The following is a 12,980-nucleotide window of genomic DNA, read 5'->3' as shown; positions in this document are numbered from 1 at the left end:
CTACTATAAGGGGAGCATATCACAATGGATGCCTTTTTACTATGAGAACTATACCTCTATATCTATGTCGAATTCCAGGTAGATTGAATCTTCTGCAGGATTTTCATGACCCACATCGGAAAAAAGGATTTTCCCGCCCATCTTCTCGTAAAATGCCAAGGCACTCTGGTTATGGGCATTGCAGGAAGAGTAGAGCTTTGTCAGCTGATGGTCTTCACCGTATTTTCGGATGAAACGGAAGATTCTTTTTCCTATGCCTTTGCCCTGATGGCTGGACAGCAGGTACAAGGAGTGAAGTGCAAGGTCTTTTGGCCGCTCTTCCTTTTTGCGGGGTCTTCCAAAGGAGAAGTATCCAATGGGGATAGCATCAAACTCTGCGATATACACAAGGGTGTCTGGTGCAGTGATTTGGCTGTGGAACTTTTTTTCATGCAGGGTTCTGTCAAAGGAATGAAACATTTCCTCTGGATAAATGCCCTCATAGGTTTCCTTCCACACCTTTTCCCGAAGACCGGCAAGAAGTGGCGCATCTGTTTTTGTGGCACGTCTGAAGTTCTCCATAAATTTTCCTTTCTGATAAATTCAGTATTATTCTACAATCCTGCAAACTGGGGACCTAAATAAGCGGTGAGGAGTTTTAAGATGTTCTCATTTTCTCCAATGTACTGCACCATCATGGTGTTTCTCTTGAAAAAATGAGGCTCGGAGACCCAGGAGATTTCAATAACTTTGGTCTTGGACTTATTTTGGTATGAGGAGCCGTCCTTTCCTATCCCCGATGCCACCTCTTCCAGAACCGTCGGGTTTTTGTAGAGGTAAACCTCTAAAACTTCAGATTCAATTTTTATACGCATACGGATACCTGGAAAGATATCGGAATCTGCCTCTTCCACACTGCTTTCATAGCCCTGGTCTTCCAGATAAGTGATCATGTTTGCCAGGTCTTTTTCATTGTCCTCCGTAAGCTGCGGTTTACTCTTAGTGCATCCGCTGACAAGGAGAAGGACCGTCAGGAGGAGGATGCCCAGAAGGCTTCTTTTCTTAGACATGTTTGCACCGGCCTTTCACTTTCATACTTCTTTTTTTCTAACTTCATCTTATCAGATTGTACCGCTTTTTCGTGACATTTCTAAGACAATTGATGTCAGATATGATTTAGATAAAGTATCCTATTGGTTGATTTTATTTACCAAAGTATCTTTTATATCCATTGTTTTTTTCTCAATAAAAATGGATAATCATGGTAAAGACATATTCAAGGAGGGATGGCTTTGAAGGAAATACAGATCAGTAAAATCATACTGCAGAAAAGAAAAGAGAAAGGCCTCACCCAGGATGCCCTGGCAGAGTACATGGGGGTCACCAAAGCCTCCGTATCCAAATGGGAAACGGGGCAGAGCTTTCCGGACATCACCTTTCTGCCGCGCCTGGCCTCCTTTTTTAACATCACTATTGATGAGCTCATCGGCTATCTGCCTCAGATGGATAAAGCTGAGATCCGAAGAGTCTATAAAGATCTCAGTGACCGGTTTGGGAAGGAACCGTTCCGGACGGTGTACAGCGATGTTCTGACCATCACAGAGAAGTATTACAGCTGTTTTCCCTGTCTACTCCAGATGTCCATTCTTCTTCTCAACCATTATATGCTGGAGGAGAAAGAGGAGCAGCGGGAAGTGCTGGAAAAGGCCCTTCAGCTGCTGCGGCGGGTCAGGGAGGAAAGTGGAGATCTTTGGCTCATGAAACAGGCAACTTCATTAGAGGCCACGGTCCAGATGATCCTGGGAGATTCTCTGGAAGTGCTGGAGCTTCTGGAGCCGAGTTTCTTGCCCATTTCCGGAGATGAGGTGGTGCTTGCCAGTGCCTATGCCATGCGGGGTGAGGCGAAGAAAGCAGCATCGGTGCTTCAGGTGAGTCTTTATCAGCATATGATGAACTACCTTTCCGTGGGCGCATCGTATCTCATGCATGTGTCCGGGGATCTGGAGGTTTTTAAGAAAGCATTGAAAAGAATCCTTCCAGTGGCGGATACCATGGGAATCATGACCCTTCATCCCAATGTCATGGGACAGATTGCTTTTTCTGGTGCCCATGGTTATATGGTCCATGGACAGAAGGAGGAAGCGCTGAAGATGCTTCGCCTTTATACAGAGGCCTGTAATAATTTCAAGTTCCCTTTTCAGCTGCAGGGAGATGAGTTCTTTACGGAGGTTCTTCCTTGGCTGGAGGAGCTGGATCTTGGCAACAGTGCCCCCAGAGGTGACAAGCTCATCAAGGAAGGGATGCTGAGCGCAGTGAGAGAATACCCTCTTTTTCAGCCTCTTCAGGAGGAGCCGGCTTTCCGGTCCATCCTTCTGGAGCTGGAAAACCTTTAATACATAAAAAATGATCGGAGGAATAAAGATGTATCTAGAAGGATTACGAGAATATCTGCCGGTGCTGATTCCCCTTATTGTGGTGCAATTTGCTTTGACTGCAGCATCGTTGTGGCATGTGCTGACCCATAGAAACTATAAATTCGGAAACAGAAATTTATGGGTGGTTCTGAGCTTTGTGCAGTTCATCGGGCCAGTGGTGTATTTTATCTTTGGAAGAGGCGAGGAATAGATGGAAGTGTTAAAGATTGAAGGTCTGAAAAAAGCTTTCGGGTCTTCTGAAGTGATTAAGGGCATTGATCTTTCTGTGACAGAGGGGAAGATCTTTGGGTTCATCGGCCAGAATGGTGCAGGAAAAACCACCACCATGAAGATGATTCTGGGACTTCTGGAGAAGGACCAGGGAGAGATCTATGTTTGCGGAGAGCCGGTAAAATACGGAGAGACAAGAACCAACCGCTATATCGGCTATCTGCCGGATGTGCCGGAGTTTTACAGCTATATGACCCCCATGGAATATCTCAGCCTTTGCGGTGAGATCACAGGGATGGAAAAGGAAAAGATCAAAAAAAGAAGCGAGGAGCTTCTGTCCCTGGTAGGACTGCCAATGAACAAAAAAAGAATCGGTGCATTTTCCCGGGGCATGAAACAGAGACTTGGCATTGCCCAGGCGCTCTTACATGAGCCGAAGCTTCTCATCTGTGATGAGCCCACGTCGGCGCTGGATCCCATGGGCCGTATGGAGATCCTTAGGATTCTCCAGTCTGTGAAAGGAAAGACCACAGTCATTTTCAGCACCCACATCCTTTCGGATGTGGAAAGGATCTGTGATGATGTGGCTGTTCTGCATGGAGGACATCTGGTGCTTCAGGGACCACTGGAAGAGATCAAGAAGAAGCACAGAAAAGAAGGCCTGGATGTGCTGTTTCAAGAGGAAAAAGATCTTCATGCCTTCATGGCTTCTGAGAAGCTGTCATCTTATGAGATGGAACGGGATGGAGATGGAAGAAGTGTTCTTGTAACAGGAAGAAACATGGAAAATATACAGAAGGATGTCTATGAGGTATTGCTGACTCTTCAGATTGTTCCGCAGAAAGTCGAGCTTCTGGAGCCCACCATGGAGCATCTGTTCTTGGAGGTGGTCAAGTGAGAAGTTTTGTGGCTTTTACCAAAAAAGAGATCATGGAGAGTCTTCGGACTTATAAGTTTATGATTCTGTTTCTGATTTTTGTGGTCTTCGGATTTCTGAATCCTGTCATGGCCAAGGTTCTGCCGGAGATTCTTGAAAGTGTTCTGCCGGAAGGTATGACCATTACACTGGAAGAGCCCAAAGCCATAGATTCCTGGATGCAGTTCTTTAAAAATGGAGCGCAGACGGGAATGATCGTCCTGACGGTGATTTTCAGCGGGATCATGGCGGGGGAGATTTCAAAGGGAACCCTCATCCATATGGTGACCAAGGGTCTTTCAAGAAAAGTGGTGGTGCTTTCGAAGTTCACTTCAGCGGTGCTTCAATGGACGATGACTTACGCTGCGTCCACTCTCATAACTCTAGGGTACACATTGTACTTTTTTGAAGAAATGGAGCTGCCGAACTTACTCTTGGGTATTATAGGTATGTGGATTTTCGGGGTGCTTCTTCTCAGCATGGTCATCTTTGGCGGGCTGATGTTTAAGAATGTATATGGAGCGCTTCTTCTTGCGGGAGGAGCAGCAATGATTTTAACGCTTCTTGGGCTGTTCCCGGATCTTAAACCCTATAATCCCATGACGCTGGTTTCTGAGAACGTGAACCTCATGACGGAGATGTTCTCTTCAGGAGATTTTCTTCTGTCAGCGGCTGTGGCGGTACTTCTCACGGGGCTTCTTCTTCTCTTCTCCATGTCCAATGCACTGAAGATTACAGAATAGTTTTTGAAAAGACTGCAGCAATGTGGTCTTTTTTACTTTGCTGTAGAAACTGATAGAGCTGCCTGTTCACAGAACAGAACTTATCACAGTTGACTTCTGGAAAATGTAAATTTACTGTCCTGACATTGGGATATATTTTGTGGTACTTTCCAGTTAGATGCATCCAATAGTATGCGAATAAGAATAGATTCTATACATAATTCTGTAAATTATTCAAATATACAGTTAATTTTGATATACTAGGCTTAGTGTAAACCGTTTAATATGAGGTGAGAGAATTGGATGGAAAAGTATGTGTCATCACCGGAGGCGCCAATGGTATTGGAAAAGCCTTGGTGAGAGCCCTTGTGAATGAGGGGGCGTCGGTGGCATTTATAGATAGGGATGGAGAAGCTGGGAAGGATCTTCTTTCCACATTTCAAGATCAGAAGAAGCACTTCTTTTTTGAGGGAGATCTTGCTTCTGAATCTGTGTTAATGGAGTTTGCGGAAGAAATCAAGAAAAGGTATGGGAAAGTGGATGTCCTCATCCATAATGCCTGTTTCAGCCATAAGGGACTTCTCAGTGGCTGCACCTATGAAGAGTTCAATGAGATTCTTCGGGTGGGGGTATCTGCTCCGTATTATCTTACGCTTCTTTTGAAAGAGCATTTGAATCCTGTGGCTTCTATTGTGAACATCACATCCACTAGAGCCTTCATGAGCCAGAAGGATACGGAAAGTTATAGCGCTGCGAAAGGCGGGATTACTGCGCTGACCCATGCCATGGCCATGAGTCTACAGGGACTTGCAAGAGTGAACAGCATTGCTCCTGGATGGATTGATACTGGGGATGAAGAGAATTTCAGTGAGGCGGATAGGAAGCAGCATCCTTCTGAAAGAGTGGGTGTGCCGGAAGATATTGTTAGAACAGTCCTGTTTCTATGTGATGAAAGATCTTCATTTATCAATGCAGAAAATATAACTGTGGATGGAGGTATGAGTAAGCGTATGATTTATCACGGGGATGAGGGTTGGAAGTACAATAAATAGATTTCCTTAACTCAAAATGATTTTATAAAACTTTGAGAGGATGAAAGATTTGAATAGGAATCGCGAAGAAGAACAAATTCGAAGTGAGTCGAAAGTATCAATCTTAAAAGATTATTATTCAAGATATTTGATTGACATTAGGGGACTAAAAAAATCCACGGTCAATCATTATTTCGATGCCCTGAACAACATATCAAGAAAGCTGAAAAGCATGGGTTTAGTACAAGAAGATATTTATGAAATTGGTGAAATTGAAAGGCTATCTGAAGTTCGTGAGATTCTATTTAGGGATGAAGAGTTCAAAGCTCAAGATAAAAGAGGGAATCAAATGTACAGTGCGGGCTTAAATAATTATTATCGGTTTGCCTGTGGTGATTCATTTTCCGAACTAAAAGATAAGGTTAAACTTCTAGATATTCCGATTGAAATGAATCTCAGAGAAAGATCTGAAGTATACAGGTGGCAGAGGTCTGAGATCATTAAAACTCAATCCTTAGAATTGGCGGGTTATCAGTGCGAACTCGATTCTTCACATCAAAGTTTTATAGCAGAGAAGACGAAAAAGCCATATATGGAAGGTCATCATGCGATTCCCTTGAGACATCAGACAAGATTCTCAGTGAGTCTTGATGTATATGCTAATATTGTTTGTCTTTGCCCTACGTGTCATCGGAGACTTCATTATGGAATAGTAGAAGATCGATTTGAAATGATGTCGAGATTGTATGAAGATAGATCTTCAAGACTGGCTCAAAGTGGCATATACTTAAGTAAGGATGAGTTTGCAAGAACCAGCGTGTTTTAAATTCATAAAAATTAAAGATGAAAGAATGGAAATCAAATGAAAACAATAGAAGTTGTAGCTGCAATATTTAAGCGAGGAGATTCATATCTATGTATGCAAAGAAATGAATCTCCTCTAGATTATATATCGAGAAAATTCGAGTTTCCAGGTGGGAAGATCGAACTAGGAGAACAGAGAGAAGAGGCTTTACAGCGTGAACTTTTTGAAGAAATGGACTTAACTGTTTCAGTTTCACAGGATCAATATTTCATGACCGTAGACCATACCTATCCTGATTTTAGAATTATCATGCATGGATATTTGATTGAAGTTGATGATTTAAAGTTTAAGTTAAATGACCACGGGGCATTCCGATGGATGGAGAGAAAGAATCTATTACTGCTTGATTGGGCACCAGCAGATGTACCTATAGTGGAGAAACTAATGAAGGAGATTTAAATGATAGCAAATTGTGAATTGAGTAAGGGCTTAGTCCACGGTTTTCTGGATAGAACAGAGACTGCACTAGAATCATATAAACCACGTCTGATCATTAATGATCCTGAGAGAGGAGAAAAGGTACTTACGAGTATCATTCAAGAACTCTCTCATTGTGATGCGTTTTATTTTTCTGTGGCATTTATTACAGAAAGTGGCGTAACGGTCCTACTAAATACACTTAAGGAGTTAGAAGAAAAAGGGATACAGGGGAAAATAATTGCTTCTCAATATCAGAATTTCTCATCTCCTAAAGCTTTAAAAAAACTCTTAGAATTAAAGAATGTTGAGCTAAGAATTGTTACTCAAGAAGCGGCTAAAATGCATACGAAAGCCTATATTTTTCGAAAAGGTGAGGAGTACTCCATTATAGTTGGTAGTAGCAATATGACACAAAGTGCGCTATGTGAGAACAAAGAGTGGAATTTAAAAGTGTCGTCCTCAAAAGAAGGAGCCATCGTTTCAAATACAATTGAAGAATTCAATAGTATGTTTGCTCACGCCACAATCGTAGATTTCAATTGGATTGATGCGTATTCAAAAATATATGAACTTCAAAGAAATATTAATAGTACTGCAGAAAAAACCATAGAAGATCATCTATCCGGTAAACTACTGTACCTCAATGCGATTAAACCAAATAAAATGCAGGTTAATGCATTGCAAGAACTGGAAGCAACAAGAAATAGACAGCATGAAAAAACATTAATCATTTCAGCTACAGGTACAGGAAAAACCTATTTGTCAGCATTCGATGTTAAAAAATTTAATCCAAAGAGATTTCTATTTGTAGTTCATCGGGAGCAAATCGCTAAAGAAGCATTGAAGAGTTTCAGAAAAGTTATAGGCTTTGAAAAAACAATGTCGATATTAAGTGGAAATCATAAGGATTTTCAAGCGGATTATATTTTTACAACAATCCAGACACTCTCAAAAGAGTATATTTATAGGCAGTTCTCGCCTGATGACTTTGAGTATATTGTTATTGATGAAGTCCATCGTGCAGGGGCAAAATCGTATAAAACGATTATTGATTATTTTCAGCCGAAATTTCTACTCGGTATGTCCGCGACTCCTGAAAGAACAGATGGATTCGATATATTTGAACTATTTGATCATAATATCGCTTATGAGATTCGACTGAATGATGCCATGAAAGAAGATCTCATATGTCCATTTCATTATTTTGGCATTACAGAATTAACGGTCGAAGGAAAAATCATTGATGATCAGACACAGTTTAATCATTTGGTTTCAGATGCTAGAGTTCAATATATAAAAGAAAAGGTTGAGTTTTATGGATATTCTGGAAGCCGAGTTAAGGGGCTTGTGTTTTGCAGTAGAAACGAAGAGGCGCAAAATCTATCGCAGAAATTTAATGATATTGGATATAGAACAGTTGCTTTAAGTGGTGCGAGTTCACAAGAGGAAAGAGCTGAAGCCGTTCAAAGGTTAGGACAAGATGAAAATGAAGGTGCCTTGGACTATATCTTTACAGTGGATATTTTTAATGAGGGTGTGGATATACCGGAAATTAACCAAGTGGTGATGTTAAGACCAACGAAGTCTGCTATCATATTTGTTCAGCAGCTTGGAAGAGGCCTAAGAAAAGTTTTCGGAAAGGAATATGTCGTTGTACTGGATTTTATTGGAAACTATGATACCAACTATTTAATCCCCATCGCCTTGTCTGGAGACCAGTCTTACAACAAAGATAATATTCGTAGATATGTTGCTGAAAGCAACAGAATCATCTATGGCTGCTCTACGATAAATTTTGACAAAATAACGCGTGAGAGAATCTATAAATCTATTGATCATGCAGATTTTAATGATCTGAAGATAATTAAAGAATCTTATCAGGATTTAAAGAATAGATTGGGTAGAATTCCGTTACTGGCTGAGTTTATTAAATATAATGTCATTGATATTGAAAGAATCTTTGCAAGAACGGGTTCATATCATAACTTTCTTCGTAAATACGAGAAAGACTATCAGAGTGCACTTACTTCTGAAGAAGAAAAATTTATTGAATTTATTTCTCTCAAGTACGCAAATGGAAAGCGACCACATGAGTTAGAGTTCATTAAACTACTACTGAACGAAGAATCTGCAGTTCTTGATAAACTCGATGATTTGTTATTTGAAAAGTATAGAATCGAAGTAAATAAGAATACAAGAATCAATTTGATAAACCAAATGACGCAAAATTTTGCTACAGGTTCATCAAAAAACACCTTTGCTAAAGCAATCTTCATTGAGAAAGAAGGACAAGGGTATAAAAGATCAAGTGCGTTTCTTCGTTGTTTACAGAACCCTGTATTTCTACAAATGGTCACAGAACTTCTAAATATTGGACTGAGAAAGTATGAAGAGAGATACAGTAATCATTATCGAGAAACGAATTTTGTGCTCAATGAAAAGTATACTTATGAAGATGTATGTAGGCTTTTAGATTGGAGTAAAAACGAGGTTCCTCTAAACATTGGTGGCTATAAGTTTGATAAAGAGACAAAGACTTTCCCCGTGTTTATCAATTATCATAAGGACGATGATATTAGTGAGACAATACAATATCATGACGAGTTTTTCTCACCTTCAGAGTTCCTAGCCTTTAGTAAATCAGGTCGAACAATCCAGTCTGATGATGTTCAAACCATATATTCTTCTAAGGATCTAGGTGTTGATATTTTACTTTTTGTCCGCAAGGATAAAACAGATAAAACATCGAAGGAGTTTTACTTCCTTGGTAAGATTGATGCGGTTGGAAGTCCGGTCCAAGCAAAGATGCCAGGTACGAATGTGAATGTCGTTAAAATAAGATATAAGCTTGATGTACCGGTTAGAGATGATTTGTATGATTATATCACGCAAGAAAAGATAGCAGATTAGCTGTGAAGCGATTAAGAACTTTTTCAAATTCCATAATACTCTTATCAAAGCAAAGAGGTGTATTATGGAGAGAAAAATGTTCAGTGGAAACCGCTACATGACCAAAGGCATTCAGACGTTTTTGAGACCAGATCTACAGATCTTATTATGGGATCTCATTGACGGTCTGGATGTGGAAAAAGACTATCTCCAGGTGTTCAAGCTGGAGATGAAGGAAGAAGACCTTAAGCTAACCCATCAGCAAGAGAACCCGGACTACTCTGTATCCTATACAGTAAAAGTAGATCATCCTTCCATTCATCAGGATGAAAAAATCTATGTCATTGATGATGGAGACTATGCGACGATGATGTTCGCCTCTGAGTATTAAGTGAAGCAGGCGCTTCATCTCCACTGCTGACTGGTGAAACATTTTGATGAATAATCAAATATCTATTGATGAAAAGGAGATGAACCCATGGATTTTGATCAAAAAGAACTGGAAGAGAAGAAGTATACAGAAGCCTATTCCGAAGAGAAGCTGTTTGACAAAATTATGAAGTTTGCAAAGAAAGCAGGAATCAAAGTCATCTATCTGGCACTGCTTCTATACTACACACTGCAGCAGCCTGAAACCCCAATGAAGGCGAAGTCCGTCATCATCGGAGCCCTTGGCTACTTCATCTTCCCGGTGGATCTGATTCCGGATTTCATCCCAGTGGCAGGGTATACAGATGACCTGACTGCACTCATGGCAGCGATTGTGATGGTTGCGTTCTACATCAACGAGGATACAAAAAAGAAAGCCAAGGAGAGACTGAAGGTTTGGTTTGGCAGTTACGATGAATCGGATTTAAGAAAAATTGACGAGAAGATGTATACAGAAGAAAAAACTGAAGAGTAAGTAAAAAAGAGGAGATTCCCACAGCATTGTGAGAAATCTCCTCTTGATTTATTCAGCAGACACTATCCCATAAAGATCACAGCAACACCGAGGACGCCTATAATGGCTCCAACGATCTCATTGGTTTTCACTTTCTCCTTAAACAGGAAAATGGTCACTGGAATGATGAGAATAGGCACAATGGCCATGAGTGTTGATGCAATGGCAGTGGAGGTGTATTTGATGGCCATGAGAGACAGGGAAACGCCAACCACGGGTCCAAAGAGGGATCCGACGGTGATACCCACCATGGCTGTTTTGTTCTTAAAGGCGGAGAAGAAGTTTGGCCACTTCTTGGTGAAGGTGATGATGAGAATAAAGCCAAGAATTCCTGAAAAAATACGGATCTCCGTGGCCACAAAGGGATTGAGCTCTGCGACACCCACCTTGGAAAGAATAAGGCCCAGCGCCTGCCCCACAGCGCCAAGAAAAGCAAAGGTGATGCCTTTGATGGGGTGCTTCACCACGATTTTTTGAGATCCTTTTTCTTTGCCCATAATGACAATGGCGATGCCAAGGAAAGTCAGCATCATACCGAGGATCTGCACAAGACCTAAAGTCTCATCCAGAAGGAAATAGCTGAGCACCGCAGTGATGGGCGGAGCCAAAGCCATGATGAGCATGGAGATTCTTGCCCCAATCTCCACAAAAGCCTGGAATAGGAACATATCACCGATGACAAAGCCCACAAGACCAGAAATCAGAAGAGCCTGGAACGCCTCGGGAGAGACGGAGAGATTTCTAAATCCATCTGTGATGAAAAAGTTGATCACTGTAATGATCAGAAGTGAAATGACCAGTCTCATGAGGTTCAGCACAAGAGATCCCACTTTCTTCCCGGAATATTCAAATGAGACGGAAGACCCCACCCAGCAGAAGGCTGTGAGAAGTGCCGCGATTTCGCCTATAAACATATCTGTACCATCCTGTTCACGTTATTTATCATTGCTAAATCGTAACACAGCTTTTCTCTTTTTCCTAGAATTTTAATTTTCTCAAAGTCTATGAGAAACAGGTGAAAAGGGAGAAAAATCATACACTCTCATAGAAGCTTTTATCCAAAATCACCAGATTGTCAAATTGGCCACGGAGCCATTGAAAAACTTTGAAATTTCATGGGTTTGACCAATAGGGGAACTTTGGGTAAGATAGGATGGAAAAAATGTTCTTGTTACGGCATGGGCTTTCTTGAGATGGCCTTCTTTTTTGGAGGAATTATGGGTAAAGGGCAAAGAGAAAAGAAAAAGCTCTATGAAACCTTTTTTAAATATGTATCGCTCAACGTGCTCAGCATGATTGGGTTTTCTGCCTTTATCCTGGCAGACACTTTTTTCATTGCCAACGGCATTGGAAAAGATGGCCTGGTTGCACTGAATATTGTGATTCCAGCCTATACCTTGATTTATGCCACAAGTCTTCTATTGGGCAATGGGGTGGGCACCATGTTTTCCATCTACAAAGGTGAGGGAAGACAGAAGCGGGGCAGTGAGATGTATACCATGATGATCCTTGTGGGCATCGGGATTGGTCTTCTTTATACTGCGCTGGGGCTTCTCTTCCCGGAAGAGATCGTGATGCTTCTTGGGGCAGAAGGGAAGATTTTGGATCTCTCTTTAGGATACACCACCATGGTTTTTCCATTCTCCGCCATTTTTATGATCAGCAGTATGCTGGTGAGTATGGTGAGAAACGACAAAAGACCAAAGCTTGCCATGACCGCCATGATGGCGGGAAGCCTGTCCAATATCCTTCTGGATTATATATTCATCTATCCTCTTAACAAGGGCATGGCAGGAGCGGCGCTGGCCACAGGTATTGCACCCATCATCAGCATTCTGGTGCTTCTTCCTTACTTCATCCAAAAGGAGAACACGTTTCATCTCATCCGGTTCCCATGGAGACCGGGAGAGCTGAAAAAAGTGCTCTCCATCGGAGTGCCATCCTTTATCACGGAGCTTTCCTCAGGCCTTGTGATTCTTCTTTTTAATCTCGTGATTCTGGAGTATGTGGGGGAAACTGGGGTTGCTGCTTATGGAATCTTAGCAAATCTTGCGCTGATTCTCATAGCCGTGTTCTCAGGAGCAGGGCAGGGGATTCAGCCCATAGTAAGTTATAATCATGGACAGGGGAATAAAGGGAACATCAGGCACACATTAAGGCTTGGACTTGGTTTTTCTTTCCTTCTGGGCATTGCACTCTATTTCGTATTTATGGCTTTTCCAGAGGAGATCATCAGAGCCTTCAATCCGGAGAACAATTTGGAGCTTTACGCCATCGCAAAAGAAGGAATGGCGCTGTATTTCACCTCCTTCTTTTTCGCTGGCGTCAATATCATGATCATCTCTTATTTCTCCTCCAAAGCAAAAGCCAGGATATCCTTTATGATATCCATGCTTCGCGGTATTGTGCTGATTCCCTTTGCACTGTTTCTGCTTACGCCGGTCTTAGGCATCAATGGAATCTGGCTCACCATCCCGTTGGTGGAGTTCATTACGCTTCTTTTGGGACTGTTTCTCATTTTAACAGAAAACAAGAAAGAGGAACCTTCACACAAGTATATTGTGTAAAAG

Annotated in this window: 14 protein-coding genes; 11 read left to right on the top strand and 3 right to left on the bottom strand. The window is 41.6% G+C overall.

Annotated elements, in window-relative coordinates; translation table 11 throughout:
- Positions 1-48: 48 nt before the first annotated feature.
- The gene (locus DEF30_RS09415; RefSeq protein WP_294098601.1) at positions 49-561 is read right to left on the bottom strand and encodes a GNAT family N-acetyltransferase; all 513 of its coding nucleotides are present in this window, start codon (positions 559-561) and stop codon (positions 49-51) included.
- A 32-nt stretch (positions 562-593) separates the two neighbouring features.
- Entirely contained in the window at positions 594-1,049 is a 456-nt protein-coding gene (locus DEF30_RS09410) for a hypothetical protein (RefSeq protein ID WP_294098599.1), read from the bottom strand.
- Between the two features lie 222 nt (positions 1,050-1,271).
- Between DEF30_RS09410 and DEF30_RS09405 the strand changes: the two genes are divergently transcribed.
- The 10 genes from DEF30_RS09405 (at position 1,272) to DEF30_RS09360 (ending at position 10,371) form a co-directional block, all read left to right on the top strand.
- Complete coding sequence (locus DEF30_RS09405; RefSeq protein WP_294098597.1) at positions 1,272-2,372, top strand: helix-turn-helix transcriptional regulator; 1,101 nt, start codon at positions 1,272-1,274, stop codon at positions 2,370-2,372.
- A 28-nt stretch (positions 2,373-2,400) separates the two neighbouring features.
- Positions 2,401-2,604, top strand: coding sequence for a PLDc N-terminal domain-containing protein (locus DEF30_RS09400; protein ID WP_294098595.1), 204 nt, complete (start codon positions 2,401-2,403; stop codon positions 2,602-2,604).
- Complete coding sequence (locus DEF30_RS09395; protein ID WP_294098593.1) at positions 2,605-3,522, top strand: ABC transporter ATP-binding protein; 918 nt, start codon at positions 2,605-2,607, stop codon at positions 3,520-3,522.
- Complete coding sequence (locus tag DEF30_RS09390; RefSeq protein ID WP_294098590.1) at positions 3,519-4,283, top strand: ABC transporter permease subunit; 765 nt, start codon at positions 3,519-3,521, stop codon at positions 4,281-4,283. Before DEF30_RS09395 ends, DEF30_RS09390 begins: the two co-directional genes overlap by 4 nt.
- 269 nt (positions 4,284-4,552) lie before the next feature.
- Positions 4,553-5,314: an SDR family oxidoreductase gene (locus DEF30_RS09385; RefSeq protein ID WP_294098588.1), complete on the top strand. Its 762-nt coding sequence runs from the start codon at positions 4,553-4,555 to the stop codon at positions 5,312-5,314.
- A gap of 49 nt (positions 5,315-5,363) precedes the next feature.
- Complete coding sequence (locus tag DEF30_RS09380) at positions 5,364-6,119, top strand: HNH endonuclease signature motif containing protein (RefSeq protein ID WP_294098585.1); 756 nt, start codon at positions 5,364-5,366, stop codon at positions 6,117-6,119.
- Positions 6,120-6,155: 36 nt separating this feature from the next.
- Positions 6,156-6,557 carry a (deoxy)nucleoside triphosphate pyrophosphohydrolase gene (locus DEF30_RS09375; protein WP_294098584.1) on the top strand — a complete coding sequence of 134 codons (402 nt, stop codon included), beginning with the start codon at positions 6,156-6,158 and terminating at the stop codon, positions 6,555-6,557.
- Complete coding sequence (locus DEF30_RS09370; RefSeq protein ID WP_294098582.1) at positions 6,558-9,488, top strand: DEAD/DEAH box helicase; 2,931 nt, start codon at positions 6,558-6,560, stop codon at positions 9,486-9,488. It abuts the gene before it with no gap.
- Between the two features lie 64 nt (positions 9,489-9,552).
- Entirely contained in the window at positions 9,553-9,858 is a 306-nt protein-coding gene (locus tag DEF30_RS09365) for a DUF960 family protein (protein WP_294098580.1), read from the top strand.
- Positions 9,859-9,945: 87 nt separating this feature from the next.
- Positions 9,946-10,371: a YkvA family protein gene (locus DEF30_RS09360; protein WP_294098577.1), complete on the top strand. Its 426-nt coding sequence runs from the start codon at positions 9,946-9,948 to the stop codon at positions 10,369-10,371.
- Between the two features lie 62 nt (positions 10,372-10,433).
- Here DEF30_RS09360 and DEF30_RS09355 read toward each other — a convergent pair whose 3' ends face one another.
- The gene (locus DEF30_RS09355) at positions 10,434-11,324 is read right to left on the bottom strand and encodes a DMT family transporter (RefSeq protein WP_294098575.1); all 891 of its coding nucleotides are present in this window, start codon (positions 11,322-11,324) and stop codon (positions 10,434-10,436) included.
- A 303-nt stretch (positions 11,325-11,627) separates the two neighbouring features.
- Between DEF30_RS09355 and DEF30_RS09350 the strand changes: the two genes are divergently transcribed.
- The gene (locus DEF30_RS09350; protein ID WP_294098574.1) at positions 11,628-12,977 is read left to right on the top strand and encodes an MATE family efflux transporter; all 1,350 of its coding nucleotides are present in this window, start codon (positions 11,628-11,630) and stop codon (positions 12,975-12,977) included.
- Positions 12,978-12,980 lie beyond the last annotated feature (3 nt).

This window comes from Proteiniclasticum sp. (assembly GCF_003514505.1).
In the GTDB taxonomy this organism is placed as follows: domain Bacteria; phylum Bacillota; class Clostridia; order Clostridiales; family Clostridiaceae; genus Proteiniclasticum.
This window is presented reverse-complemented; position numbering and strand designations above follow the sequence as displayed.

Coding starts and splice junctions, on each gene's coding strand:
- DEF30_RS09370 (WP_294098582.1), top strand. CDS start 6,558: ATGATAGCAAATTGTGAATTGAGTAAGGGCTTAGTCCACGGTTTTCTG.
- DEF30_RS09360 (WP_294098577.1), top strand. CDS start 9,946: ATGGATTTTGATCAAAAAGAACTGGAAGAGAAGAAGTATACAGAAGCC.
- DEF30_RS09415 (WP_294098601.1), bottom strand. CDS start 561: ATGGAGAACTTCAGACGTGCCACAAAAACAGATGCGCCACTTCTTGCC.
- DEF30_RS09375 (WP_294098584.1), top strand. CDS start 6,156: ATGAAAACAATAGAAGTTGTAGCTGCAATATTTAAGCGAGGAGATTCA.
- DEF30_RS09395 (WP_294098593.1), top strand. CDS start 2,605: ATGGAAGTGTTAAAGATTGAAGGTCTGAAAAAAGCTTTCGGGTCTTCT.
- DEF30_RS09410 (WP_294098599.1), bottom strand. CDS start 1,049: ATGTCTAAGAAAAGAAGCCTTCTGGGCATCCTCCTCCTGACGGTCCTT.
- DEF30_RS09365 (WP_294098580.1), top strand. CDS start 9,553: ATGGAGAGAAAAATGTTCAGTGGAAACCGCTACATGACCAAAGGCATT.
- DEF30_RS09355 (WP_294098575.1), bottom strand. CDS start 11,324: ATGTTTATAGGCGAAATCGCGGCACTTCTCACAGCCTTCTGCTGGGTG.
- DEF30_RS09350 (WP_294098574.1), top strand. CDS start 11,628: ATGGGTAAAGGGCAAAGAGAAAAGAAAAAGCTCTATGAAACCTTTTTT.
- DEF30_RS09400 (WP_294098595.1), top strand. CDS start 2,401: ATGTATCTAGAAGGATTACGAGAATATCTGCCGGTGCTGATTCCCCTT.